We start from the raw sequence: 25,873 nt of genomic DNA, 5'->3' as shown, positions 1-25,873 counted from the left end.
CTGGGGGGCGGGCGATCAGCTCAGGGGGATGGTGGTGGCCGCGCCGAGGCTCGCCGCCACGATCACGGCCCCGCCCGCGAGAAGCGGGCCGATCGCGGAGAAGACGATCGCCGCGATGCCCGCGCCGCGGCCGCGGCGCTTCACCGTGGCGACGATGCCGAGGATCAGCGAGGCGATGCCTAGCACGGTGCCCGTCCAGAACGCGATCTCCGCTGCGAGCACCCACTCGCGCACGGGCGTCAGGAAGCCCAGCTCGCCGGGCCGGGCTGCGAGGGTCTCGATGCGGGGGCCGATGCCGGCGCCGATCTGGAACGACGCGATCGCCAGCACCGCGGTCGCCGCGACGGCGGCCGCGAGCGCGAGGATCAGCGCGACGACCCCGAGCCCGGAGCGCTGCTTCGGGGCGGGCGCCTGGATCAACTGCCCGTAACGCGGATCCACCGGCGGCGCGTACGGCGCCGGGTACGCCGGCGGCTGCCCTCCTGAGAGCGGGTACGGCTGATACGGCGGGGCCGGAACCGGCGGGAGGGGTGCCGGCGGCTGCTCGGGGTTGGTCACGCCGCCATCCTAGGGAGCCGGTGTCAGACCCCCAACCTAGAATCGATCCCGTGACTGTTCAGGGGATCATCCGAGCGCTTCAGACGTCCGAATCGTTCCGGGATGCGCTGAACGCGTCCGCTGTCGATGCCGATCTGTCGCTCGTCGACGGCCTGGATGCGCCCACCCTCGCGGCGCTGCTGACGCGTCGCGTCGAGGCGGGGCATCCGGCCGTGCTGCTGGCGATCGCCCCCACGGGCCGCCGCGCCGAGAGCCTCGCCGCCGCGCTCTGCGAGGTGATGCCCGACGCCGAGGTGCGCGACTTCCCGTCGTGGGAGACGCTGCCGCACGAGCGCCTCAGCCCCTCGGCCGAGACCGTGGGCCGGCGACTCGAGACGCTGCGCCGGCTGGCGACGTGGGACGGCGAGCGCCCGCTGGTCATCACCACCTCGGTCCGCTCGGCCATCCAGCCGCTGGCGCACGGGCTGGGCGACGCGGCTCCGATCCGCCTGGTGGTCGGCGAGCGCGGGCCCGAGCTCGACGACGTGGTGCGCCGCCTGGTCGAGCTGGCGTACGCGCGTGTCGACATGGTGTCGCGGCGCGGCGAGTTCGCGGTGCGCGGCGGCATCCTCGACGTCTTCGCACCGGTGTCGGATCACCCGTATCGGGTCGAGTTCTTCGGCGACGAGGTCGATCAGATCCGCGCGTTCTCCGTGGCGGATCAGCGCTCCCTGCCGGGCGAGGTGCACGAGGTCGAGCTCGTGCCCAGCCGCGAGCTGCTGCTGACTGACGAGGTGCGCAGCCGTGCGCGACAGCTGCAGCACGAGTTCCCGGGCATCGCGCAGATGCTCGAGAAGATGGGCCAGGGCATCCCGGTCGAGGGCATGGAGTCGCTGACCCCCGTCGTCGCGGGGCCGCTGGTCTCGCTCGCCGAGTACCTGCCCGAGGGAGCGGCGGTGGCGCTGGTCGACCCGGAGCGCGCGGTGTCCCGCGCCATCACCCTCGGCGAGACGAACCGCGAGTTCCTCGAGGCGGCGTGGAGCGCGGCGACGAGCGGCGCGAGCGCCCCGATCAACCTCGACGCCGGCGACTTCGTGTCGATCTCGCGTCTGCACGACGACGTCCGCGAGCGGCGCGGCGTGTGGTGGACCCTCAGCCCGTTCGACTCCGGAGCGGCCGACATCGCCGCCGAGCTGGACGCCCTGGCCGACGACGGTGTCGAGATCGCCCAGCGTCCCGCGCGCAGCGACAGCGGCTTCCGCGTGCGCGGCACCGCGGTGCCCTCGTACGCGGGCAGCGTCGACGGTGCGGTCGAGCATGTCGCCGCCCGCCTCGCCGACGGCTGGAGCGTGCTGGTCGCCGCCTCGGGCTCGGGTCTCGTCGACCGCGCGCGCGACGTGCTGTCCGAGCGGGGGCTGGCGGCGCGCGTCGTCGACTCGCTCGAGGAGGCACCCGAGCCGGGCATCGCCACCCTGATCCGCGCCTCCGTGGAGCGCGGCTTCGAGATGCCCGAGGCGAAGCTCGCGGTGCTGACCGAGAGCGAGTTCTACGGGCGCACCATCGGCGGCGACAACCGGGTGGTCAAGAAGCTCGCCTCGCGGCGCCGCAACGTGGTCGATCCGCTGCAGCTGAAGGCGGGCGACCACGTGGTGCACGCCACCCACGGCATCGGCCGCTTCGTCGAGATGACCCAGCGCGTGGTCTCGAGCGGCGGGCGCAACGCCACGAAGTCCACGCGCGACTACCTCGTGCTCGAGTACGCGCCGTCCAAGCGCGGCCACCCGGGCGACAAGCTGTTCGTCCCCACCGACCAGCTCGACCTGCTCTCGAAGTACGTCGGCGGCGAGGCGCCCGTGCTGTCGAAGATGGGCGGCGGCGACTGGGCCGCGGCCAAGAGCAAGGCGCGCAGGGCCGTCCGCGACATCGCCGTCGAGCTCGTCAAGCTGTATTCGGCGCGCATGGCGGCGAAGGGCCACGCGTTCGGGCCCGACACCCCCTGGCAGCGCGAGCTGGAGGAGGCCTTCCCGTTCGCCGAGACGCCCGACCAGCTGCAGACCATCGACGAGGTCAAGCGCGACATGGAGCGTCCGATCCCGATGGATCGCCTGCTCTCGGGCGACGTCGGCTTCGGCAAGACCGAGGTCGCCGTCCGCGCCGCGTTCAAGGCGATCCAGGACGGCAAGCAGGTCGCGATGCTCGTCCCGACCACCCTGCTCGTCAAGCAGCACCTCGAGACCTTCCAGGAGCGCTTCGCGGGCTTCCCCGTGACGGTCAAGCCGCTCTCGCGCTTCCAGACCGCGACCGAGGCGCGAAAGACCCTCGACGGGCTGCTCGACGGAACGGTCGACATGGTCATCGGAACCCATCGGATCCTGACCGATCAGGTCATCTTCAAGGATCTCGGCCTCATGATCATCGACGAGGAGCAGCGCTTCGGCGTCGAGCACAAGGATCAGCTGAAGAAGCTCAAGACCAACGTCGACATCCTCGCGATGAGCGCGACGCCGATCCCGCGCACGCTCGAGATGGCGGTCACCGGCATCCGCGAGATGTCGACCCTCGCGACGCCCCCGGAGGATCGTCACCCGATCCTGTCGTACGTGGGCCCGCGCAGCGACAAGCAGATCGCCGCCGCCATCCGCCGCGAGATGCTGCGCGAGGGGCAGGTGTTCTACGTGCACAACCGCGTCACGTCGATCAACGCCGTCGCCGCGCACCTCGCCGAGCTCGTCCCGGATGCCCGCATCGCGATCGCGCACGGACGGATGGGCGAGCACCAGCTCGAGCAGGTCGTCGACGACTTCTGGGAGCGAAAGTTCGACGTGCTGGTGTGCACAACGATCATCGAGACCGGCATCGACATCGCCAACGCGAACACGATCATCATCGACAGGGCCGACAAGTACGGCCTGGCGCAGCTGCACCAGTTGCGCGGGCGCGTCGGCCGCAGCCGAGAGCGCGCCTACGCGTACTTCGTGTACGACGAGCAGAAGCCGCTGTCCGAGACGGCGGCCGATCGCCTGCAGACCATCGCGATCCACAACGACCTCGGATCCGGCATCCAGGTGGCGATGAAGGACCTCGAGATCCGCGGTGCCGGCAACCTGCTCGGTGCCGAGCAGGCCGGCCACATCGCCGGCGTGGGCTTCGATCTCTACCTGCGCATGATCGGCGAGGCCGTGGCGACGTTCCGCGGCGACGAGACCGAGGGCCCCATCGAGCTGCGACTCGAGCTGCCGATCGAGGCACGCCTGCCCGAGAGCTACATCGACGCCGAGCGCCTGCGCCTCGAGGCGTACCAGAAGCTGTCGGCGGCCGCGGCGGCGACGGCGAAGGACGACGCGATCGACCTCGTGATCGACGAGCTCACCGACCGCTACGGCACACCGCCGCCCGAGGTCGACGGGCTCATCGCCGCCGCGCGGCTGCGTCGCCGCGCCGCGCAGTCGGGCCTCAGCGACGTCGTCGCGATGGGGCGCAACCTGCGCGTGGCGCCGGCGAACCTCCCCGACTCGATGAAGGTGCGTCTCACGCGCCTGTACCCGGGCGCCAAGCTGCTCGCGGGCGGCGAGGCGATGGTCGTGCCGATGCCCACCGCGGGCGGCGAGCCGCTGGCCGACGCGGATCTGCTGGCGTGGGTGAAGCAGCTGCTCGATGCGCTCTTCCCGGTGCCCGAAGGGTCACAGGCCGAATAGGCCGTCCGGTGCCCGAAGGGTCACCGGGCGAGGAGGCCGCGCGGCGGCGCGCCGTGGTGATCCTTGATGCCGAGGGGCGGTCGGGGGTTGGATGGCGGCATGGCAGAGACGCTCCCGGACATCATCGTCGCGGACAACGCCGAGCACACCCGCTACGAGGCGCTCATCGCCGATCCGGAGACGGGCGCGCGCAAGCTCGCGGGGGTGCTCGCCTACGACGACGGCGACGGCACCCGCACGCTGCTGCACACCGTGGTCTGGGAGGAGCATTCCGGTCACGGCATCGGCGGGCGGCTCGCCTCGCACGCCTTCGGGGACGCGCGCACGCGGGGCGTGAAGATCGTGCCGGTGTGCACGTTCGTGCTGGGGTGGCTCGAGCGCCATCCCGAGGAGCGCGACATCCTGGCCTGACCGTCACAGCGGATCGGGGCGGGCGACGGGGATGGGTAGGCTGGACGAACGTTCTTCGGAACGGGTGTGCCGGGAAGTCTGGTCGGCCGCGGGCATCGCCCGTGACATGTTCCGGTGATCCCCGAAAGGCACCCATGACCCTCCTCCGATCCGAGCGATTCCCCGCGGTGCTGCTGCTGGCAGCCGCCGCTCTCGGCCTGCTGATCGCGAACCTCCCTGTGGGCCCCGCCGTGCTCCACGCGAGCGAGGTGCATCTGACCTTGCCCTGGGCCGATCTGTCGCTCTCGCATTGGGTCTCCGACGGCCTGCTGGCGATCTTCTTCTTCGGCGTGGCCGTAGAGCTGCAGTACGAGCTCACCTCGGGTGAGCTCTCGAGCGTGCGCAAGGCGATCCAGCCGGCGATCGCGGCCGCGGGCGGCGTCCTCGTGCCGATCCTGATCTACCTGCTCATCGCCGGGGCGGACCCGGCGACCCGCGACGGCTGGCCGATCGCCACCGCGACCGACATCGCCTTCGCCCTGGGCGTGCTCGCGGTGTTCGGCCGCGGCCTGCCGTCGCCGGTTCGCGTGTTCCTGCTCGCGCTCGCGATCATCGATGACCTCGTGGGCATCGTGCTGATCGCGGTGCTGTTCGCGACCGACCTCGATCTGGGCCTGCTGGCGATCGCCGTTGTGCTGGTGGTCGTCTTCGGCGCCCTCAGCCGCGTGGAGCCCGAGCATCGCGGCGCGCGCATCGCGGTGATCGCCCTCATGATCGTGCTCGCGGTCGCCGCATGGCTGCTGGTGCTGCAGTCGGGTGTCCACGCGACGATCGCCGGCGTGCTGCTCGGGTTCGCCGTGCGGCAGGGCGCGGGCCTGCGGACGCGTCACGTGCTGGAGCCGTGGATCAACGGCGCGATCCTCCCGCTGTTCGCCTTCGTCGCCGCGCTCGTGGTGATCCCGCAGGTCTCGCCGAGCGAGCTGTCGCCGGCCCTCTGGGCGGTCTGGATCGCCCTGCCGGTCGGCAAGCTCATCGGCATCGTCGTCTTCGGCTGGCTGGCACTGCGGATCCGGCCGCGCGGGGTGCCGCGCGCCGAGCACACCCCGATCCTGAACCTCCCGGATCTGATCGCCGCGGGTGCGCTCGGCGGCGTGGGGTTCACCGTCTCGCTGCTGCTGGCGAAGCTCGCCTTCGCCGAGGACCCCGCCATCCGCGACCAGTCGATCCTCGGGGTGCTCGGCGGGTCGCTGACGGCGCTGGTGGTCTGCGCCGTCGTCGTCTCCCTGCGAGCGCGCCACTATCGGCTCATCGCGGCCTCGTCGTAGGGCATGCTCGGAGGATGACTTCCGGATCGGGCGCGGGTGGATCGGGCGAGGGCGCGCTCTCGCAGGCCGTCGAGACGATGCGCGCGGTGCGCGACCGCTGCGTGTGGACGCAGGCGATCGACCACCGCGCGCTCGTCCCGTACCTGATCGAGGAGAGCCACGAGCTCGTCGACGCCATCGAGAACGGATCCCGAGCCGACCTGCGCGAGGAGCTCGGCGACCTGCTGTGGCAGGTGCTGTTCCATACCGAGATCGCCTCGCGCGACGGGGAGGATCCGTTCACGATCGACGACGTCGCCGAGGCGCTCGTCGAGAAGATGGTGCGGCGTCACCCGCATGTGTTCGCGGGGGAGACGGCCGAGACGCCCGAGCGGGTGCTCGAGCTGTGGAATGCGGCCAAGGCGGCCGAGAAGCGTCAGCGCGCCTCCGTGCTCGACGGGGTGGCGCGCTCGATGCCGTCGCTCGCGCTCGCGCAGAAGCTGCTCGGCAAGGCGGGACAGGTGGGTGTGGGCGGCGAGATCGCCCTGGCTGTGCACGACGCCGAGGAGGTGGGGGCCGTCCCCGAGACCGAGGAGGAGCTCGGCGACCTGCTGCTGACCCTCACCGCCGCGGCGCGCGCGAAGGGCTGGGATGCCGAACGCGCCCTGCGCGAGCGGCTGCGCGAGCTCGAGGCCGACATCCGCGACGCCGAGGCCTGAGTCACTCCCTCGCGTCTGGGAGAATCGAAGGGCTATGGCTTCCGTGAATGCGCCGCGCGGCATGCGCGACTTCCTCCCCGCTGACAAGGCTCGTCGCGAGCGTGTGCTCGCCGTCATCCGCGAGCGCTACCGCGCCCACGGCTTCGACGAGATCGAGACGCCGGTGATGGAGGAGTACGCGCGCCTTCACGCCGGCATCGGCGGCGACAACGAGAAGCTCGCGTTCAACATCCTGCGCCGGGGTCTCGATGCCGATGGCATCCGGGCCACGGCCGAGGACCAGGCGGGCCTGACGGATCTCGGCCTGCGCTATGACCTCACGGTGCCGCTGGCGCGCTTCTACGCGACCCACCGCGGCGAGCTCCCGGGGGTCTTCCGCTCGATCCAGATCGCGCCGGTGTGGCGCGCGGAGCGGCCCCAGAAGGGTCGCTACCGCCAGTTCATGCAGTGCGACATCGACATCATCGGCGACGCCTCCGCGCGGGCGGAGGCCGAGCTGATCGCCGCGTCGCTCGACACGCTCGCGGCGCTCTCGCTCGAAGGGGCGACGGTCCGGATCAACGATCGTCGCGCGCTCGATGCGATGCTCGACGTGTTCGGATTCGCCCCCGAGGCGCGCCCGGGCGTCCTCATCACGATCGACAAGCTCGACAAGATCGGCCCGTCGGGCGTCACCGCCGAGCTGCGCGACCGCGGCGCCACGGCGACGGCGGTCGACGCGTTCGAGGCGTTCCTCACCCGTCCGCAGACGCTGGAGCTCCTCCCGTACGGCGAGGCGCAGATCCGCAAGGCCCTGCCCGAGGGCATCGCGCAGGATGTCGTGGCGCACCTGGTCGGGATCGGCGAGTCGGTCGGGGCTGCCCGCGGGGGAGAGGTGCCGCTCCAGTTCGATCCGTTCCTCGTGCGCGGCATGGGCTACTACACGGGCACGATCTTCGAGCTGGCGCACCCGTCGGTGTCGTACTCGCTCGGCGGCGGCGGCCGCTACGACGGCATGATCGGCCGCTTCCTCGGCCAGGACGTGCCCGCCGTGGGCTTCTCGATCGGCTTCGAGCGCATCGTCGACCTCGTCTCCCTCGCCGACGACGCGGCGGCCCCCGCCGTGGTGCTGGTGCACGACAAGGACGTCCCGATGGCCGAGCTGCTGGGGCTCAAGGCCCAGCTGATCGCGGAGGGCTCGCGCGTCCGCCTCGAGCAGCGTCCCAAGAACATGAAGGTGCTGCTCGAGCGCGCCGAGGCCGACGGCTACACCGCGTTCGCGTCGGTGCGCACCGGCACCACGCGCGGCGACCTGGAGTTCAAGCAGCTCGGCTGATCCGGCCGCGCCGCCCTACTCGCCGGATCGCCTGCGCTCTCGCTGCAGCCGCAGGGCGCGTCCGGCGACACCGACGGCGAGCACGCCCGCACCGGCGGCGACGCTCTGCCACGGCAGCGTGAAGGCGAGCACCACGCACCCGACCGCCCCCAGCACCTGCAGAACGCGCGGATACCGGCGCACGGCCCGTCCCTGCCGCAGCGCCGAGAGGTTCGCGATCAGGTAGTACAGCAGCACGCCGAACGATGAGAAGCCGATCGCCCCGCGCAGGTCGGCGAACGCCACCACGGCGATCACCACAACACCGACGGCGAGCTCCATGCGATGCGGCACCCGGAACCGCGGGTGGACCGCGGCGAGGAACGCCGGCAGGTCATGCTCGCGCGCCATGGCCAGGCCCGTGCGCCCGATGCCGGCGATCAGCGCGAGCAGGGCGCCGAGCGACGCGGCCGCGGCGCCGACGCGGATCACCGGGGCGGCCCCGTCCCAGCCCGCGGCGACCGCCGCGTCCGACAGCGGGGCCGCGGATGCCGCCGTCCCCTCGGCCCCGAGGGCCCAGAGCAGCGCGGAGCCCACCGCGGCGTACACAACCAGCGCGACGACGAACGCGATCGTGATCGCCCGCGGGATCGTGCGGGAGGGATCCTTGACCTCCTCGCCCATGGTCGCGATCCGCGCGTAGCCCGCGAAGGCGAAGAACAGCAGTCCGGCCGACTGCAGCAGCCCGAGCACGCCCGAGGGCAGCTCGCCGGCGAAGGCGCCGCCCGCGGCCGGGGGAGCGGCGAAGCCCGCCGCCACCGCCACCGCGAGCGCGATCAGCGCGACGGCGACGATGATCCTCGCCGCCAGGGCGGTGCGGGTGACGCCGAGCAGGTTCACGCCGACGAGGGCGCCGACGGCCAGGATCGCCACCGGTCGCTCCCAGCCGGCGGGTGCGGCGTACGCGGCGAACGTCATCGCCATCGCGGCGCAGCTGGCGAGCTTGCCGATGACGAAGCACCACCCCGCGGCGAACCCCCACCAGGCGCCGAGCTCGGCGCGGCCGTACGCGTACGTGCCGCCGGCGACGGTGTGCACCGCGGCGAGCTGCGCCGAGGCCGTGGCGTTGCAGAACGCGACCACGGCGGCGACCGCCAGGCCGGCGAGCATCCAGGGGCCGGCGGCGCGGGCTGCCGGCCCGAACGCGGCGAAGACGCCCGCGCCGATCATGGCGCCGAGCCCGATCGCGACGGCGTCTCCGAGACCGAGACGGCGGGCGAGCGGCGGTGACGTCATCGACATGCGCCGGAGTATATGCGGCAGACATGTCGCGATCGCACCGGGCAGGTGGCGTGGCGCCTCGGTGAGCCAACTGTTCTAATTGAGGTAGAATAAGTGCATGTTGATCCGGATCGATCCGACCCGCGACGAACCCGTGTTCGCGCAGCTCGCGGCGTCCATCCGCGCCGACGTCGCGGCCGCCCGGCTTTCCGCCGGCGACCGCCTCCCGGCCGCCCGCGAGGTCGCCTCGTCGCTCGGGGTGAACCTCCACACGGTGCTGCGCGCCTACCAGGAGCTCCGCGACGAGGGGCTCGTCGACATGCGCCGGGGGCGCGGAGCCGTGCTCACCGATCGCGCCGTCGCCCTGGCCGACGTGCATCACGACGTCGAGGCGCTCGTCGCCCGCGCGCGCGCCCTCGGCGTCGCGCGCGAGTCGCTCGTTGCGATGATCCGCGACACCTCCCCGCCCATCTCCGACGATGAGGAGTCGTCATGACCACGCCCCGCCCGCACCTCCCGCTCTCGAGTGAGACCGCTCAGGCCGCCCGCCGCTTCCGCCTGGTCGGGATCGTGCTGCCGATCGGCATCGCGACCGCGATCGCGATCCTCCAGTTGGCCCTGCTGCCCGCGCTGCCGCGCGACATCGCGGTGCACTGGGGCGCCACGGGCGAGGCCGACGCGCTCGGCCCGGCGTGGATCAACCCGCTGCTGACCGTGGCGGTCGGCCTGCTGGTGACGCTGTCGCTCGGGATCCCGGTGCTCTCGGCGATCCGGCGGGCCACCGCCCCCGTCCGCGCGCGCCTCCTCGCCGCGGCATCCGTCTTCACGGCCTCGCTCGTCGGCCTGCTCACCCTCGGCGGCATGCTCATCCAGCTGGGGCTCGAGAACCCGGCCGCGGCGCCGTCCATTATCCCGATCCTGCTGGCCGCGGCGGTGGTCGCCCTCGCGCTCGCCGCCCTCGCCTGGCGGCTGACGTCGGAGCCCCCGGTGGTGACGCAGCCGACGGTCGACCCCGATCCGGTCCGGCTCTCACCGGGGGAGCAGGTCGTCTGGATGCGCGATGCGCGCATGGCACGCGCCGGGCGTCTCTCGCTGCTGCTGCTCCTGCTGGCGCTCGCTGCCGGCGCGATCATCCTCATCTCGATGGACGTCGCCGCTGCCGGTCGGGTCTCGCCCGCGTCCTGGGTGCTGCTCGGCACGGCCGCGCTGATCGGTGTGATGATCGCGGGGTTCACCACCTTCCACGTGCGCGTGGACCGCACGGGGCTCACGGTGCGCTCGGCTCTCGGATGGCCGCGGACGCACGTGGCCGCCGCCGACATCGCGCAGGCCGAGGCGGTGGACGTGAACCCGCTCGGCGAATACGGCGGGTGGGGCTGGCGCCTCGCGCCGGGATCCGGCACGGGCATCGTGATGCGCGCCGGGGAGGCGTTGCGCATCACCCGCGCCGACGGCCGGATGCTGACCGTCACGGTCGACGACGCCGAGAGGGCCGTCGCGCTGCTGCGGGCGATCACGTCCTGAGCGAGCCCTGTGCACGCCCTAGACTTGGCCCCGGGGCTGTGCGGGCCCCACATCGTCCACTGAGAGGAAGTCATCCCGTGGCACTGATCGAAGCTGTAGGAGCTCGCGAGATCCTGGATTCGCGCGGAAACCCGACCGTCGAGGTGGAGGTGCTCCTCGAAGACGGCGTCGTCCAGCGCGCAGCCGTCCCGTCCGGTGCGTCCACCGGCGCGTTCGAGGCGTACGAGCTGCGCGATGGCGACAAGGGTCGCTACGCCGGCAAGGGTGTCCAGAAGGCCGTCGCCGCCGTCATCGACGAGCTCGGCCCGGCGATCGAGGGTCTCGACGCCAGCGACCAGCGCGTGATCGACGCCGCCCTCATCGAGGCCGACGGCACCGAGAACAAGTCGCGCACCGGCGCGAACGCGATCCTGGGCGTCAGCCTCGCGGTGGCCAAGGCCGCCGCCGACTCGGCCGACCTGCCCCTGTTCCGCTACATCGGCGGCCCGAACGCGCACGTCCTGCCCGTTCCCGCCCTCAACGTCATCAACGGCGGCGCCCACGCCGACACCGGCGTCGACATGCAGGAGTTCTTCCTCGTGCCGCACGGTGCCGAGACGTTCGCCGAGGCGCTCCGCTGGGGCACCGAGACCTACCACGTGCTCAAGAGCGAGCTGAAGGCCAACGGCTACGCCACCGGCCTCGGCGACGAGGGCGGCTTCGCCCCCGACCTGCCCAGCAACCGCGAGGCGCTCGAGTTCCTGCTCAAGGCGATCGAGAAGGCCGGCTACACGCCGGGCACCGACATCGCCGTGGGCCTCGACGTCGCCGCCACCGAGTTCTTCGAGAACGGCAAGTACCACTTCGAGGGCAAGGAGTGGTCGGCCGACGAGCTGACCTCCTACTACGAGGACCTGCTCGCCAACTTCCCGCTCGTCACGATCGAGGACGCCCTCGCGGAGGACGACTGGGACGGCTGGAAGAACCTCACCGACCGCATCGGCTCGAAGGTGCAGCTCGTCGGCGACGACCTGTTCGTCACCAACCCGCAGCGTCTCGCGGACGGCATCAAGCGCGGTGTCGCCAACTCGCTCCTGTGCAAGGTGAACCAGATCGGCTCGCTCACCGAGACGCTCGACGCCGTGGCGCTGGCCCACAACTCGGGCTACACCGTCATGATGTCGCACCGCTCCGGCGAGACCGAGGACACCACCATCGCCGACCTCGCCGTCGCGCTGAACGTCGGTCAGATCAAGTCGGGCGCGCCCGCTCGCAGCGATCGCGTCGCGAAGTACAATCAGCTTCTGCGCATCGAGGAGGAGCTGGGCTCCGCCGCGAAGTTCGCCGGACGCAGCGCCTACCCGCGCTTCACGGCGTAATCCGCAGCAGTTTCAAGGAGAGGGGGAGTCGTGACCAAGAGGCCGGCTCCCCCTTCTCCGTCTCCGGGCAGAGGTCGCGGCGCATCCCGATCCGCGGCCGCGACGCCCGACGCCCGCGAGTGGCTCGGCGGGATCCGCTTCTCGGCCTTCACCGGCATCATGCTGCTGCTCGTCGTCCTCGCGGTGCTGATCCTGACCCCGTCGGTCGCGACCTATGTCGAGCAGCGGCAGAAGATCGCCGCCCTCGCCGAGTCGGTGCAGGTCACTCAGGACGAGATCACCGCGCTCGAGCGCGAGCGTGAGCGCTGGAAGGACCCCGCCTACATCACCACTCAGGCGCGAGAGCGGCTGTACTACGTGAAGCCGGGTGAGGTGCGCTTCCTCGTCATCGACGATCTCGACGAGACCGACGCACCGCAGGATCCGGATCCGGTGAGTGCCGAGGTCGAGGAGCAGAAGTCCGACTGGATCGGCGGTCTGCTGCGCTCGTTCGCGGGGGCCGGCACCGCCCAGACGGCGATGGAGATCACCATCGGCGTGCCCGACGGGCCATCGCCCACCGAGTCGCCCGCGCCGTGACGTCCGGGGTTTCCCAGGGCCCCGCCGGTACCCTGGGGGAGTGACGACGCCTCCCTTCGCCCCTGTCCGTGACATCGACATCGAGGTCGTCTCGTCCCAGCTCGGCCGCGAGGCCCGCGGCGTCGTCGGCATCGCCGCGCGCTGCGTGTGCGGCAACCCCACCGTCGTGGCGACGTCCCCGCGCCTGCCCGATGGCACGCCGTTCCCGACGTTCTACTACCTGACCCACCCGGCCGCCACGGCCGAGATGTCGCGCCTCGAGGTCGGTCAGGTCATGGTCGAGCTGCAGCAGCGCCTGGCCGACGAGCCCGAGTTCGCCGCGCACTACCTGCGCGCGCACGAGGCGTTCATCGCCGACCGCGCGCAGTTCGGCGACGTCCCCGAGATCGACGGCATCTCCGCGGGCGGCATGCCCACCCGCGTCAAGTGCCTCCACGCCCTCGCGGGCCACGCGCTCGCTGCCGGCGCCGGAGTCAACCCCGTAGGCGACGCCGCGCTCGCCCGGTCGGCCTGGTCGCCCGAGCGGTGCGAATGCGCCGAGCCGGGGAAGGCTGGATGAGGCAGCTCGCCCGCCTCGCGGCGTTCGGCCTCGCCCTCGTCCTGCTGACGGGGGCCTCGCCCACGCCCACCCCGACGCCCGAGGGGACACCGGCCGCTACCGCGGCGCCCACGATCCACGAGCGTGAGTACTGGATCAAGGATCTGGGCATCGACAAGGCGTGGGCGACCACGAAGGGCAAGGGCGTCACCATCGCCGTCATCGACACCGGCATCGTCGACGGGCCGAAGGAGTTCGAGGGCGCCGTCGTCGGCGGCACCGATGTCTCCGGTGCGGGGACCTCGAACGGCCGCACGCCGGTCGACGTCGTCAACCGCAACCACGGCAGCTGGGTCGCCTCGCTCGCGGCGGCCCGCGGCACGGACAGCCCGAACGCGATGGTCGGTGTGGCCCCCGAGGCCGACCTGCTCTCCGTCTCGCTGGGCTTCGGTGACTCGGCGACCGTCCCGTTCACCGAGCAGGTGGCGGACGCCATCGTGTGGTCGGTCGACAAGGGCGCCGACGTCATCAACCTCTCCTTCACGACGAACGCGCAGAGCTGGGACGAGTCGTGGGACGACGCGTTCCTCTATGCGATGAAGAAGGACGTTGTCATCGTGGTCGCCGCGGGCAACCGCGGCAGCGGCACCCGCTCGGTCGGTGCGCCCGCGACGATCCCGGGCGTCCTCACCGTCGCCGGCGTCGATCCGCAGGGCAAGGCCAGCGTCGAGGCCTCCACCCAGGGCATCACCATCGGCGTGGCGGCGCCCAGCGAGAAGCTGCTCGGCGTCTCGGCCGACGGCGAGATCGACGAGTGGAAGGGCACCAGCGGTGCGGCTCCCATCGTCGCGGGCGTCGCGGCGCTCGTCCGATCGGCGCACCCCGACATGCCCGCGGTCGACGTGATCAACCGGATCATCCGGACGGCGGTGCCGCCGGCCGAGGTCGACAAGGTGCCGGATCCGCTCTACGGGTACGGGGTCATCGACGCGGAGGCCGCCGTGAAGGCGTCGATCCCGGCGGCGTCGCGCAACCCGATGGGCGACCTCCAGCGCTGGATCGAGGTCTATCGCCGCCAGGAGGCGGAGCCGGTGCCGACGCCCACCGCGACCCCCGTGGAGATCCCGCCGCTGCCGCCCGCCGACACCCACACCGAGTCCGGATCCTCGTTCCTCCCGTCGGCCGACGAACTGCGCACAGGCACCCTGCCGCTCTTCGCCCTCTGCAGCGCTGGTATTCTCGTGGTGCTGGGTGTCATCGCGGCTGTGCGACGCGCCCGTTCGGCCCGTGTGCGGCGGTAGCCGGCAATCCCTGACTCAAGGAGTTCTTCACTCGTGCCCAAGATCCTCATCGTCGGCGGCGGCTACGCGGGCTTCTACACCGCGTGGAAGCTCGAGAAGCACCTGCGTCGCGGGGAGGCGGAGATCGTCATGGTCGACCCGCTTCCGTACATGACGTACCTGCCCTTCCTGCCCGAGGTCGCGGCCGGATCGATCGAGCCCCGTCACACGGTCGTCTCGCACCGTCGTCACCTCAAGCGCACCGAGCTCGTCACCGCCAAGGTGACCGGCATCGACCACGCGAACAAGACGGCGACGATCACGCCCGAGGGTGGCGAGTCCTACGAGCTCGCGTACGACCACATCGTCGTGACCGCCGGATCCGTCTCGCGCACCTTCCCGATCCCGGGCATCGCCGAGAACGCGGTCGGTCTGAAGTCGGTCGAAGAGGCCATCTACGTCCGCGACACCCTGATCTCGAACTTCGAGAAGGCGTCGGCGCTGCCCCAGGGCGACCCGCTGCGCCAGCGCCTGCTGACGACCGTCGTCGTCGGCGGCGGCTTCGCCGGCATCGAGACCTTCGCCGAGCTGCGCTCGCTCGCCTCGGCGCTGCTGAAGGACTTCGACGGCATCACGTTCGAGGAGACGCAGTTCCACCTCATCGAGGCGATGGGCCGCATCATGCCCGAGGTGTCGCTCCCCACGAGCGAGTGGGTGCTCAAGGACCTCGCCAAGCGCGGCGCCAACGTGCACCTCGACACGCAGGTCACCTCGGCCGTCGACGGCATCGTCGAGACCTCGACGGGCGACTCGTACCCCTCGGGCCTGATCGTCTGGACCGCGGGCGTCATGGCGAACCCGCAGGTCACCCGCGGCGGCGACCTCCCGCTCGAGCCCCGCGGCCGCATCACGACGCAGGCCGACCTGCGCGTCATCGACGCCGACAAGAACATCGTCGAGGGCGCCTGGGCCGCCGGTGACGTCGCCGCCGTCCCGGACAAGACCGGTGGTCTTCCCGACGGCTCGTGCGTCCCGAACGCGCAGCACGCCGTCCGCCAGGCCAAGCGCCTCGCGAAGAACCTCGTCGCGGTCCTGCGCGGCGAGGAGCCGGTGGACTACTACCACAAGAACCTCGGCGCCGTCGCGGGCCTCGGTCTCTACAACGGCGTCTTCCAGTCCGGCAAGACCGCCCTCAAGGGCTTCGTCGCCTGGGTCGCGCACCGCGGCTACCACGGCCTGGCGATGCCGACGTGGGAGCGCAAGTGGCGCGTCATCTGGGGTTGGGTGCACAACTTCTTCCTCGGTCGCGACACCGTGCAGCTGGCCGCCGCGCAGGAGCCCCGCGCGTTCTTCGAGGCCTTCGCCTCGCGCCCGAAGCCCCCGCTCGAGGCGCCGGTCGAGCCGGTCGCCGCTCCGATCGAGGCCAAGTAAGCGCAGCGCCTGAGAGCCGCCACTCCCGCGAGGGGGTGGCGGCTCTCGCCGTCTGCGCCGGTAGCGTGGACGAGCCCCCCGTAGCCCAACCGGCAGAGGCAGGCGACTTAAACTCGCCGCAGTCTGGGTTCGAATCCCAGCGGGGGGACACCAGCCGGGGCCCCGACCGGAGGCCTCCGCACCGCCGACCACGGCTCAGTCCCGCTGATCGGAGACGTGTCGAATCCGGGTCCGGTATCCCGATAGGATCGGGCGGATCGTGGATCGCGTCCTCACTCCGGCTGTCCCTCGGGACGGCCGGATCTGTCGACAGCCGACCATGGGACGAAGGGGAGGCCGCGTCCGTGGGGGGACCGAAGTCGACGATGAATTCGATGCCGTCTGGCTCGGTGCGGAACGAGGGACGGTAGGCCATGTCGGATAACACGCCCGTATCTTTTGACATCACTGCGGCGAACCTCAAGGCGCTCGCGACCGAGGGCAGCGCGGTCCTGACGCCGGGCAGCGGTTCGGCGACCGCCGACTCCGTCTCGGAGTCGACCGCGGCAGTGAGCGAGTCCGCCGTGGTGGCGGTGCCGAGCGAGTCGACCGCCCCCGCGCCGGCGAGCGAATCGGCTGCGCCCGTTCCCGCGAGCGAGTCGGCCGCCCCCGCGCCGGCTCCGGTCAGCGAATCGGCGGCACCCGCGCCCGCCCCCGCGAGCGAGTCGGCAGCGAGCCCGTCCGCGGCTCCGGCCCCCGCGAGCGAGACCGCCGCCACCCAGACGGCGAGCGACTCGGCGGCGCCGGCGGCAGGCAGCGAGTCGGTCGCCTCCGTGTCCGCCAGCGTGTCCGCGCCTTCCGGCTCGGCGAGCGGATCGGCATCGACCTCCCAGTCGACCAGCGCGTCCGTGTCGGCGTCGCAGTCGGCGGGTGCGTCCGTGTCGGCATCGGCCGCCAGCCTCTCAGCCTCCTCGTCCGCGTCGCAGAGCGGCTCCGTGCTGGCGTCGTCGTCGGCATCGACCTCCGCTTCCGTTTCCGCGAGCGGCTCCACCAGCGCGATGGTCTCGGCGACCAATTCGGCGGTCCAGCGGGCCTCGGCGAGCGACTCGTCCAGCGCGTCCGTGTCGGCATCCGATTCGGTCGCGCAGCGCACATCGACGAGCTCTTCGTCTTCGGCGGCGGCCTCGCAGAGCACGTCGGCGAGCACATCGTCTTCGGCCTCCGCGGTGGCCTCGCAGAGCGGATCCGTGAGCGCGTCGACCTCGGCATCGACGTCGCAGAGCACCTCGGCCAGTCAGTCGGTCGCAGCCGTCAACGCCGCGTCGCTGATGCGGACCGCCGCCGCCACCGCGCCGGTGATCCCCACCTACTCCGACCAGGGGCTGACGAACGCGTCGATCTCCTACGGTGCGGGCGCCGATCCGAGGCTCTCGAGCACCTCGGCCGGGCGAGCCTGGTACTCGATGACGGGATACAGCCGGTTCAACGGCACCAACGTCACCTACCGCACCGCCATCACGACCTCCGATGGCAGCATCACCGCGTCGAACTACGCCGCCGTGATCTCCGCGACGGACGTGACGATCAACGGGGTGCAGGCCCGGTTCATCACGAACCCGATGTACATCGGCGACACGCTGTACGCGGGGTACCTGACCACGAGCGGCGGCCTGCTGATCGCCGTCCAGGCGCTGCCGGCCGGCGGCATGTCGGTGTACGACATCAACTCGCTGTTCTACTACTTCAGCGGCACGTCGGTCAGCACACCCAGCATGATCGTCTCGAACAGCCAGTCGGCCAGTCTCTCGCTGACGCAGTCGGCGACGACGAGCGCGAGCAGCTCGGCGTCGACGAGCAAGTCGGCCGTCGCCGCCGCCGGCCAGTCCACCTCGGCGAGCGGCTCGGCCTCGGCCAGCGCGTCGGCACTGGCGTCGTCCAGCCAGTCGGCATCTGCGAGCACATCGGGGTCGGCAGCGGTGAGCGCATCGGGTTCGGCGTCGTCCAGCCAGTCGACCTCCGCCAGCACGTCCGGATTCGTCTCGGCCAGCCAATCCGCGTCGGTCAGCAAAGCGGCCTCGGTCTCGGGCAGCCAGTCGGCCTCGGCGAGCACATCGACCTCTGCGTCGGGCAGCCAGTCGGTCGCGGCGAGCACGTCGGGGTCGGCTTCTGTGAGCCAGTCGACGTCCGCGAGCCTGTCAGGCAGTCAGTCGGTTTCGGCGAGCTCCTCCGGATCCCTCTCGGCCAGTCAGTCGTCTTCCGCGAGCAAGGCCGCATCGACCGCGGCAAGTCAGTCCGCGTCGGTCAGCGGCTCGTCCTCCGTCAGCCAGTCGGCATCGGCCAGCACAGCGGGCTCCCTCTCGAGCAGCGCGTCGGGCTCGGCGTCGGCATCCGTCAGCGGCTCGCTGTCGACCAGCGGGAGCAAGTCGGCCTCCACCAGCGGATCCCTGTCTGCGAGCCAGTCGGTCTCGACGAGTGGCTCGTCCTCCGCGAGCCAGTCGACCTCCGCCAGCACATCCGCGTCCGGTTCGACCAGCCAATCGGCCTCTGCGAGCAAGTCCGGTTCGGCTTCGGCGAGCCAGTCGACCTCCGTGAGCGGGTCGCTGTCGAGCAGCGCATCGGGATCCACGTCTACGTCGACGAGCGGTTCGCTGTCGACGAGTGGTTCGGCGTTTGCTTCGACGAGTGGGTCGCTGTCGACGAGTGGGTCGGCGTCTGCCTCTACTAGTGGTTCTCTCTCGACCAGTAGCTCCGTATCGGCGAGTGGTTCGGTGTCGGCGTCGGCGTCGACGAGTGGTTCTTTGTCGACGAGCGCGTCGGCGTCGACGTCGACAAGCGGTTCGCTGTCGACGAGTGGGTCGGTGTCGACGAGTGGGTCGCTCTCGACGAGTGGTTCGGTGTCGACGAGTGGGTCGTTGTCGACGAGTGGTTCGGTGTCGACGAGTGGGTCGTTGTCGACGAGTGGGTCGTTGTCGACGAGTGGTTCGGTGTCGACGAGTGGTTCGGCGTCCGCGTCCACGAGTGGTTCCCTTTCGACCAGTGGGTCGGCGTCTGCGTCCACGAGCGGTTCGCTTTCGACGAGTGGGTCGGCGTCGGCGTCCACCAGTGGTTCCGAGTCGGTGTCGACAAGTGGTTCCCTGTCGACAAGTGGTTCCCTGTCGACGAGTGGCTCTCTGTCGACGAGTGGCTCTCTGTCGACGAGTGGTTCTCTGTCGTCGAGTGGTTCTGAGTCGGTGTCGACGAGTGGGTCGGTGTCGACGAGTGGGTCGGAGTCGGCTTCTACGAGTGGGTTGCTATCGACGAGCGGTTCGCTCTCGACCAGCGGCTCGGAGTCCGCGTCGACGAGTGGTTCGTTGTCGGCGAGTGGTTCTGAGTCGGCTTCCACTAGTGGGTCGCTTTCGACGAGCAGTTCGCTCTCGACCAGCGGCTCGGAGTCCGCGTCGACGAGTGGTTCGCTGTCGGCCAGTGGTTCGGAGTCTGCGTCGACGAGTGGTTCGTTGTCGACGAGTGATTCGGAGTCCGTGTCGACGAGTGGGTCGTTGTCGACGAGTGGGTCGGAGTCCGTGTCGACGAGTGGGTCGTTGTCGACGAGTGGGTCGGAGTCCGCATCGACGAGCGGGTCGCTGTCGACGAGTGGCTCTGAGTCGGCTTCCACCAGCGGGTCACTTTCGACGAGCGGTTCGGTCTCGGGCAGCAACTCCGAGTCCGCATCGACGAGCGGTTCGTTGTCGACGAGTGGTTCGGTGTCGGCCAGCAGTTCGGAGTCTGCGTCGACGAGTGGGTCGGAGTCTGCGTCGACGAGTGGGTCGGAGTCTGCGTCGACGAGTGGGTCGGAGTCTGCTTCGACGAGTGGTTCGCTCTCGACCAGTGGTTCGGAGTCTGCGTCGACGAGCGGTTCGCTGTCGACGAGCGGGTCCGAGTCGGCTTCCACCAGTGGGTCGCTTTCGACGAGCGGTTCGCTCTCGGCCAGCAGCTCGGAGTCCGCGTCGACGAGCGGGTCGCTGTCGACGAGTGGTTCGGAGTCGGTGTCGACGAGCGGTTCGTTGTCTACGAGTGGTTCGGAGTCGGTGTCGACGAGTGTTTCGTTGTCGACGAGTGGGTCGGAGTCCGCGTCGACGAGCGGTTCGCTGTCTACGAGTGGCTCGTTGTCCACGAGTGGTTCGGACTCGGCGTCGACGAGTGGTTCTCTCTCGACCAGTGGTTCGGAGTCCGCGTCGACGAGTGGTTCGCTCTCGGCCAGCAGCTCGGAGTCTGCGTCGACGAGTGGGTCGTTGTCGACGAGTGGTTCTGAGTCCGCGTCGACGAGTGGTTCGTTGTCGACGAGCGGTTCGGTGTCGGCCAGCAGCTCGGAGTCTGCGTCGACGAGCGGTTCGCTGTCGACGAGTGGCTCGTTGTCCACGAGTGGTTCGGACTCGGCGTCGACGAGTGGTTCGGAGTCGGTGTCGACGAGCGGTTCGCTCTCGACCAGCGGTTCGGAGTCCGCGTCGACGAGCGGTTCGCTGTCCACGAGTGGCTCGTTGTCGACGAGTGGGTCCGAGTCGGTTTCCCTGTCGACCAGCGGATCGCTCTCGACCAGCAGCTCGGAGTCCGCATCGACGAGCGGGTCGCTATCGACGAGTGGTTCGGAGTCCTCGTCGACGAGCGGTTCGCTGTCGACGAGCGGTTCGGAGTCGGTGTCGACGAGTGGCTCGCTTTCGGCCAGTGGTTCGGAGTCCGCGTCGACGAGCGGTTCGCTGTCCACGAGTGGCTCGTTGTCGACGAGTGGGTCCGAGTCGGCTTCCACCAGTGGGTCGCTTTCGACGAGTGGTTCCGAGTCGGCTTCCCTGTCGACCAGCGGATCGCTCTCGACCAGCAGCTCGGAGTCCGTATCGACGAGCGGTTCGCTGTCCACGAGTGGTTCGTTGTCGACGAGTGGTTCGGAGTCTGCGTCGACGAGTGGTTCGTTGTCGACGAGTGGTTCCGAGTCGACTTCGACGAGTGGATCGTTGTCGACGAGTGGTTCTGAGTCGGTGTCGACGAGCGGTTCGGTCTCGAGCAGCAGCTCGGAGTCTGCATCGATGAGTGGGTCGCTTTCGACGAGCGGTTCGCTGTCGGCCAGCAGCTCGGAGTCTGCGTCGACGAGCGGTTCGCTGTCTACGAGTGGCTCGTTGTCCACGAGTGGTTCGGACTCGGCGTCGACGAGTGGTTCTCTCTCGACCAGTGGTTCGGAGTCCGCGTCGACGAGTGGTTCGCTCTCGGCCAGCAGCTCGGAGTCTGCGTCGACGAGTGGGTCGTTGTCGACGAGTGGTTCTGAGTCCGCGTCGACGAGTGGTTCGTTGTCGACGAGCGGTTCGGTGTCGGCCAGCAGCTCGGAGTCTGCGTCGACGAGCGGTTCGCTGTCGACGAGTGGCTCGTTGTCCACGAGTGGTTCGGACTCGGCGTCGACGAGTGGTTCGGAGTCGGTGTCGACGAGCGGTTCGCTCTCGACCAGCGGTTCGGAGTCCGCGTCGACGAGCGGTTCGCTGTCCACGAGTGGCTCGTTGTCGACGAGTGGGTCCGAGTCGGTTTCCCTGTCGACCAGCGGATCGCTCTCGACCAGCAGCTCGGAGTCCGCATCGACGAGCGGGTCGCTATCGACGAGTGGTTCGGAGTCCTCGTCGACGAGCGGTTCGCTGTCGACGAGCGGTTCGGAGTCGGTGTCGACGAGTGGCTCGCTTTCGGCCAGTGGTTCGGAGTCCGCGTCGACGAGCGGTTCGCTGTCCACGAGTGGCTCGTTGTCGACGAGTGGGTCCGAGTCGGCTTCCACCAGTGGGTCGCTTTCGACGAGTGGTTCCGAGTCGGCTTCCCTGTCGACCAGCGGATCGCTCTCGACCAGCAGCTCGGAGTCCGTATCGACGAGCGGTTCGCTGTCCACGAGTGGTTCGTTGTCGACGAGTGGTTCGGAGTCTGCGTCGACGAGTGGTTCGTTGTCGACGAGTGGTTCCGAGTCGACTTCGACGAGTGGATCGTTGTCGACGAGTGGTTCTGAGTCGGTGTCGACGAGCGGTTCGGTCTCGAGCAGCAGCTCGGAGTCTGCATCGATGAGTGGGTCGCTTTCGACGAGCGGTTCGCTGTCGGCCAGCAGCTCGGAGTCTGCGTCGACGAGCGGTTCGCTGTCTACGAGTGGCTCGTTGTCCACGAGTGGTTCGGACTCGGCGTCGACGAGTGGTTCTCTCTCGACCAGTGGTTCGGAGTCCGCGTCGACGAGTGGTTCGCTCTCGGCCAGCAGCTCGGAGTCTGCGTCGACGAGTGGGTCGTTGTCGACGAGTGGTTCTGAGTCCGCGTCGACGAGTGGTTCGTTGTCGACGAGCGGTTCGGTGTCGGCCAGCAGCTCGGAGTCTGCGTCGACGAGCGGTTCGCTGTCGACGAGTGGCTCGTTGTCCACGAGTGGTTCGGACTCGGCGTCGACGAGTGGTTCGGAGTCGGTGTCGACGAGCGGTTCGCTCTCGACCAGCGGTTCGGAGTCCGCGTCGACGAGCGGTTCGCTGTCCACGAGTGGCTCGTTGTCGACGAGTGGGTCCGAGTCGGTTTCCCTGTCGACCAGCGGATCGCTCTCGACCAGCAGCTCGGAGTCCGCATCGACGAGCGGGTCGCTATCGACGAGTGGTTCGGAGTCCTCGTCGACGAGCGGTTCGCTGTCGACGAGCGGTTCGGAGTCGGTGTCGACGAGTGGCTCGCTTTCGGCCAGTGGTTCGGAGTCCGCGTCGACGAGCGGTTCGCTGTCCACGAGTGGCTCGTTGTCGACGAGTGGGTCCGAGTCGGCTTCCACCAGTGGGTCGCTTTCGACGAGTGGTTCCGAGTCGGCTTCCCTGTCGACCAGCGGATCGCTCTCGACCAGCAGCTCGGAGTCCGTATCGACGAGCGGTTCGCTGTCCACGAGTGGGTCGTTGTCGACGAGTGGGTCCGAGTCTGCTTCCACCAGTGGGTCGCTTTCGACGAGCGGTTCGCTCTCGGCCAGCAGCTCGGAGTCTGCGTCGACGAGCGGTTCGCTGTCCACGAGTGGGTCCGAGTCTGCTTCCACCAGTGGGTCGCTGTCGACGAGTGGTTCGGACTCCGCATCGACGAGTGGTTCTGAGTCGGTGTCGACGAGTGGTTCGTTGTCGGCGAGTGGTTCTGAGTCGGTGTCGACGAGTGGTTCGTTGTCGGCGAGTGGTTCTGAGTCGGTGTCGACGAGTGGTTCGTTGTCGGCGAGTGGTTCTGAGTCGGTGTCGGCGAGTGGTTCGTTGTCGGCGAGTGGGTCGGAGTCGGTGTCGGCGAGTGGTTCGTTGTCGGCGAGTGGTTCTGAGTCGGTGTCGGCGAGTGGTTCGTTGTCGGCGAGTGGTTCTGAGTCGGTGTCAGCGAGTGGTTCGTTGTCGGCGAGTGGTTCTGAGTCGGTGTCGACGAGTGGTTCTCTCTCGACCAGTGGTTCGGAGTCCGCGTCGACGAGCGGTTCGCTGTCCACGAGTGGTTCGTTGTCGGCGAGTGGTTCTGAGTCGGTGTCGACGAGTGGTTCTCTCTCGACCAGTGGTTCGGAGTCGGCTTCGACGAGTGGTTCGTTGTCGACGAGTGGGTCGGAGTCGGCTTCCACCAGTGGGTCGCTTTCGACGAGCGGTTCGCTCTCGGCCAGCAGCTCGGAGTCTGCGTCGACGAGCGGTTCGTTGTCGACGAGTGGTTCTGAGTCCGCGTCGACGAGTGGTTCGTTGTCGGCCAGTGGTTCGGAGTCTGCGTCGACGAGCGGTTCGTTGTCGACGAGTGGTTCTGAGTCAGTGTCGGCCAGCAGCTCGGAGTCTGCGTCGACGAGCGGTTCGTTGTCGACGAGCGGTTCTGAGTCCGCGTCGACGAGTGGCTCGCTCTCCACTAGCAGTTCGGACTCGGCGTCGACGAGTGGTTCTCTCTCGACCAGTGGTTCCGAGTCGGTGTCGACGAGTGGTTCGTTGTCGGCCAGTGGGTCGGCGTCTGCGTCGACGAGTGGTTCGTTGTCGACGAGTGGTTCGGAGTCCGTGTCGACGAGTGGCTCGCTCTCGACGAGTGGTTCGGAGTCGGTGTCGACGAGTGGTTCGCTGTCGACGAGTGGTTCGGCGTCGGCTTCCACCAGTGGGTCCCTGTCGACCAGCGGATCGCTCTCGGCCAGCAGCTCGGAGTCCGCATCGACGAGCGGGTCGTTGTCGACGAGTGGTTCGGTCTCGGCCAGCAGCTCGGAGTCCGCATCGACGAGCGGGTCGTTGTCGACGAGTGGTTCGGTCTCGAGCAGCAGCTCGGAGTCCGCATCGACAAGTGGGTCGCTGTCGACGAGTGGGTCGGAGTCCGTGTCGACGAGCGGTTCGCTGTCCACGAGTGGTTCTGAGTCGGCTTCCACCGATGGTTCGCTGTCGACCAGCGGGTCACTCTCGACGAGCGGATCGGAGTCGGCTTCCACCAGCGGTTCCCTGTCGAGCAGTGGTTCCGAGTCGGTTTCGACGAGTGGTTCGCTGTCGGCCAGCGGTTCCGAGTCGGTGTCGGCGAGTGGTTCGGAGTCGGTTTCGACAAGCGGGTCGCTCTCCACGAGTGGTTCGGAGTCGGTTTCCACCAGTGGTTCTCTGTCGACGAGTGGTTCGGTGTCCGCATCGACGAGTGGTTCGGAGTCTGCATCGACGAGCGGTTCGCTCTCGACGAGTGGTTCGGAGTCGGTGTCGACGAGTGGTTCTGAGTCCACGTCGACCAGTGGTTCCCTGTCCACCATTGGTTCCGAGTCGGTTTCGACAAGCGACTCGCTGTCGGCCAGCGGTTCTGTGTCGGTGTCGACGAGTGGTTCTCTGTCGACCAGTGGTTCGGCGTCCGCATCGATGAACGCGTCTCTCTCGACTAGCGGGTCGGTTTCGACGAGTGGATCCCTCTCGACAAGCAGCTCGGAATCCGCATCGATGAGTGGTTCTGAGTCGGTGTCGACGAGTGGTTCGGAGTCGGCTTCCGCCGGCGGTTCCCTGTCGGCCAGTGGTTCGGCGTCGGCTTCGGCGAGCGGTTCCCTGTCGGCCAGTGGTTCTGAGTCGGCGTCGATGAGTGGGTCGCTCTCCACGAGTGGTTCGGTGTCGGCTTCCACCAGCGATTCGCTGTCGACGAGCGATTCCGAGTCGGTGTCGACGAGCGGTTCGCTCTCGACCAGTGGTTCGGAGTCCGGGTCCACCAGCGGTTCGCTGTCGGCGAGTGGATCGCTCTCCACGAGTGGTTCGCTGTCGACCAGCGGTTCCGAGTCGGCGTCCACGAGCGGTTCGCCTTCCACGAGCGATTCGCTCTCCACCAGCGGTTCGGGGTCGGCGAGCGCGTCGCTCTCGACGAGCGGCTCGGCATCGACCAGCGGTTCGGATTCCGTCTCCGACAGCGGTTCGCTCCCGTCCAGCGGCTCCGCCTCGGCGTCCGACAGCGGTTCGCTCCCGTCGAGCGACTCCGCCTCGACGTCCGACAGCGGCTCGCTTTCCACCAGCACTTCCGAATCGGCCTCCACGAGCGGCACCATCTCTGCCGGCGCATCGGAATCCGCGTCGATGAGCGGCTCGCTGTCGGCGAGCGCCTCGGTGTCGGACAGCGCCTCGGCGTCGGCCAGCAGCTCGAGCTCGGCCTCGGCGAGTGAGTCGCTGGCGCCGAGCGCCTCGGAATCCGTATCCGGCAGCGGATCCTCGGTGGCCAGTGAGTCGACGTCGGCGGGCGGGTCGCTGTCGCTCAGCAGCTCGGCACCGGTGTCGGCGAGCGATTCCGCGTCGGCGAGCGAGGGCCCCGCGTCGGTCAGCGGTTCGGTCTCCGCGTCCGCCAGCGGATCCGCGCCGGCGTCGTCCCCGTCGGAGAGCACGCCCGCCTCGGAGAGCGCCTCGGCGTCGTCGTCGAGCACCGAGTCGTCGAGCAGCGAGTCGCAGCGCACCGAGATCTACGAATCGGTCAGCGGCACCCTCTCGGCGAGCGACTCCGAGTCGTCCGTCGCCGATTCGATCATCCAGAGCAT

17 protein-coding genes and 1 tRNA gene are annotated in these 25,873 nt (G+C 69.6%); 13 read left to right on the top strand and 5 right to left on the bottom strand.

Features of this window, described 5'->3' with window-relative positions; translation table 11 throughout:
* Nucleotides 1–15: 15 nt before the first annotated feature.
* Nucleotides 16–558: a hypothetical protein gene (locus ACOKGD_RS10105; protein ID WP_342337190.1), complete on the bottom strand. Its 543-nt coding sequence runs from the start codon at nucleotides 556–558 to the stop codon at nucleotides 16–18.
* 50 nt (nucleotides 559–608) lie between these two features.
* On the opposite strand from ACOKGD_RS10105, the gene mfd reads away from it, so the two are divergent.
* From mfd to hisS, 5 genes are all read left to right on the top strand, one after another.
* Nucleotides 609–4,232, top strand: a complete 3,624-nt coding sequence (gene mfd / locus ACOKGD_RS10100) for a transcription-repair coupling factor (protein ID WP_342337189.1) — start codon at nucleotides 609–611, stop codon at nucleotides 4,230–4,232.
* A gap of 99 nt (nucleotides 4,233–4,331) precedes the next feature.
* Nucleotides 4,332–4,643, top strand: a complete 312-nt coding sequence (locus ACOKGD_RS10095; protein WP_342337188.1) for a GNAT family N-acetyltransferase — start codon at nucleotides 4,332–4,334, stop codon at nucleotides 4,641–4,643.
* Between the two features lie 134 nt (nucleotides 4,644–4,777).
* Nucleotides 4,778–5,947, top strand: a complete 1,170-nt coding sequence (gene nhaA / locus ACOKGD_RS10090; protein ID WP_342337187.1) for a Na+/H+ antiporter NhaA — start codon at nucleotides 4,778–4,780, stop codon at nucleotides 5,945–5,947.
* Nucleotides 5,948–5,961: 14 nt separating this feature from the next.
* Nucleotides 5,962–6,645, top strand: a complete 684-nt coding sequence (locus ACOKGD_RS10085; protein ID WP_342337186.1) for a MazG family protein — start codon at nucleotides 5,962–5,964, stop codon at nucleotides 6,643–6,645.
* Nucleotides 6,646–6,679: 34 nt separating this feature from the next.
* Nucleotides 6,680–7,960: a histidine--tRNA ligase gene (gene hisS, locus ACOKGD_RS10080; protein ID WP_342337185.1), complete on the top strand. Its 1,281-nt coding sequence runs from the start codon at nucleotides 6,680–6,682 to the stop codon at nucleotides 7,958–7,960.
* 15 nt (nucleotides 7,961–7,975) lie between these two features.
* Here the strand turns inward: hisS and ACOKGD_RS10075 are convergent, their stop codons facing one another.
* The gene (locus ACOKGD_RS10075) at nucleotides 7,976–9,235 is read right to left on the bottom strand and encodes an APC family permease (protein WP_342337488.1); all 1,260 of its coding nucleotides are present in this window, start codon (nucleotides 9,233–9,235) and stop codon (nucleotides 7,976–7,978) included.
* Nucleotides 9,236–9,338: 103 nt separating this feature from the next.
* Here ACOKGD_RS10075 and ACOKGD_RS10070 point away from each other — a divergent pair, with 103 nt between their 5' ends.
* The 8 genes from ACOKGD_RS10070 to ACOKGD_RS10035 all read left to right on the top strand — a co-directional run bounded on the left by ACOKGD_RS10070 (nucleotide 9,339) and on the right by ACOKGD_RS10035 (nucleotide 16,078).
* Nucleotides 9,339–9,716: a GntR family transcriptional regulator gene (locus tag ACOKGD_RS10070; protein WP_342337184.1), complete on the top strand. Its 378-nt coding sequence runs from the start codon at nucleotides 9,339–9,341 to the stop codon at nucleotides 9,714–9,716.
* A complete protein-coding gene (locus ACOKGD_RS10065) occupies nucleotides 9,713–10,744 on the top strand; it encodes a DUF1648 domain-containing protein (RefSeq protein ID WP_342337183.1) in 1,032 nt (343 codons plus the stop codon). Before ACOKGD_RS10070 ends, ACOKGD_RS10065 begins: the two co-directional genes overlap by 4 nt.
* Before the next feature lie 77 nt (nucleotides 10,745–10,821).
* Nucleotides 10,822–12,102 carry a phosphopyruvate hydratase gene (gene eno / locus ACOKGD_RS10060; RefSeq protein WP_342337182.1) on the top strand — a complete coding sequence of 427 codons (1,281 nt, stop codon included), beginning with the start codon at nucleotides 10,822–10,824 and terminating at the stop codon, nucleotides 12,100–12,102.
* A gap of 30 nt (nucleotides 12,103–12,132) precedes the next feature.
* Nucleotides 12,133–12,681 (top strand): FtsB family cell division protein, encoded by a 549-nt coding sequence (locus ACOKGD_RS10055; RefSeq protein ID WP_342337181.1) that lies wholly within the window; start codon nucleotides 12,133–12,135, stop codon nucleotides 12,679–12,681.
* Between the two features lie 40 nt (nucleotides 12,682–12,721).
* Nucleotides 12,722–13,240: a DUF501 domain-containing protein gene (locus ACOKGD_RS10050; RefSeq protein WP_342337180.1), complete on the top strand. Its 519-nt coding sequence runs from the start codon at nucleotides 12,722–12,724 to the stop codon at nucleotides 13,238–13,240.
* Nucleotides 13,237–14,520, top strand: coding sequence for a S8 family serine peptidase (locus tag ACOKGD_RS10045; RefSeq protein ID WP_342337179.1), 1,284 nt, complete (start codon nucleotides 13,237–13,239; stop codon nucleotides 14,518–14,520). The genes ACOKGD_RS10050 and ACOKGD_RS10045 overlap by 4 nt, the downstream gene beginning before the upstream one ends.
* 33 nt (nucleotides 14,521–14,553) lie before the next feature.
* Entirely contained in the window at nucleotides 14,554–15,930 is a 1,377-nt protein-coding gene (locus ACOKGD_RS10040; protein ID WP_342337178.1) for an NAD(P)/FAD-dependent oxidoreductase, read from the top strand.
* A 74-nt stretch (nucleotides 15,931–16,004) separates the two neighbouring features.
* Nucleotides 16,005–16,078, top strand: a tRNA-Leu gene (locus ACOKGD_RS10035).
* 1,380 nt (nucleotides 16,079–17,458) lie between these two features.
* Here ACOKGD_RS10035 and ACOKGD_RS10030 read toward each other — a convergent pair.
* The 3 genes from ACOKGD_RS10030 to ACOKGD_RS10020 all read right to left on the bottom strand — a co-directional run bounded on the left by ACOKGD_RS10030 (nucleotide 17,459) and on the right by ACOKGD_RS10020 (nucleotide 25,792).
* Nucleotides 17,459–17,632, bottom strand: coding sequence for a hypothetical protein (locus tag ACOKGD_RS10030; RefSeq protein ID WP_342337177.1), 174 nt, complete (start codon nucleotides 17,630–17,632; stop codon nucleotides 17,459–17,461).
* Between the two features lie 15 nt (nucleotides 17,633–17,647).
* Nucleotides 17,648–18,061: a hypothetical protein gene (locus ACOKGD_RS10025; RefSeq protein WP_342337176.1), complete on the bottom strand. Its 414-nt coding sequence runs from the start codon at nucleotides 18,059–18,061 to the stop codon at nucleotides 17,648–17,650.
* A 135-nt stretch (nucleotides 18,062–18,196) separates the two neighbouring features.
* A complete protein-coding gene (locus tag ACOKGD_RS10020; RefSeq protein WP_421355043.1) occupies nucleotides 18,197–25,792 on the bottom strand; it encodes a hypothetical protein in 7,596 nt (2,531 codons plus the stop codon).
* Nucleotides 25,793–25,873: the final 81 nt, after the last annotated feature.

The sequence above is a fragment of the Microbacterium phosphatis genome, from assembly GCF_049177115.1.
Taxonomy (GTDB): Bacteria; Actinomycetota; Actinomycetes; order Actinomycetales; family Microbacteriaceae; genus Microbacterium; species Microbacterium phosphatis.
The sequence above is the reverse complement of the archived record's forward strand: the minus strand, read 5'-3'. Positions and strand labels throughout refer to the sequence as shown.

Bases quoted from the DNA above. Each gene is read 5' to 3' on its own strand.
- ACOKGD_RS10030 (WP_342337177.1), bottom strand. From the start codon at position 17,632: ATGTCGTACACCGACATGCCGCCGGCCGGCAGCGCCTGGACGGCGATC.
- ACOKGD_RS10070 (WP_342337184.1), top strand. From the start codon at position 9,339: ATGTTGATCCGGATCGATCCGACCCGCGACGAACCCGTGTTCGCGCAG.
- ACOKGD_RS10075 (WP_342337488.1), bottom strand. From the start codon at position 9,235: ATGACGTCACCGCCGCTCGCCCGCCGTCTCGGTCTCGGAGACGCCGTC.
- ACOKGD_RS10045 (WP_342337179.1), top strand. From the start codon at position 13,237: ATGAGGCAGCTCGCCCGCCTCGCGGCGTTCGGCCTCGCCCTCGTCCTG.
- ACOKGD_RS10065 (WP_342337183.1), top strand. From the start codon at position 9,713: ATGACCACGCCCCGCCCGCACCTCCCGCTCTCGAGTGAGACCGCTCAG.
- hisS (WP_342337185.1), top strand. From the start codon at position 6,680: ATGGCTTCCGTGAATGCGCCGCGCGGCATGCGCGACTTCCTCCCCGCT.
- nhaA (WP_342337187.1), top strand. From the start codon at position 4,778: ATGACCCTCCTCCGATCCGAGCGATTCCCCGCGGTGCTGCTGCTGGCA.
- ACOKGD_RS10095 (WP_342337188.1), top strand. From the start codon at position 4,332: ATGGCAGAGACGCTCCCGGACATCATCGTCGCGGACAACGCCGAGCAC.
- ACOKGD_RS10085 (WP_342337186.1), top strand. From the start codon at position 5,962: ATGACTTCCGGATCGGGCGCGGGTGGATCGGGCGAGGGCGCGCTCTCG.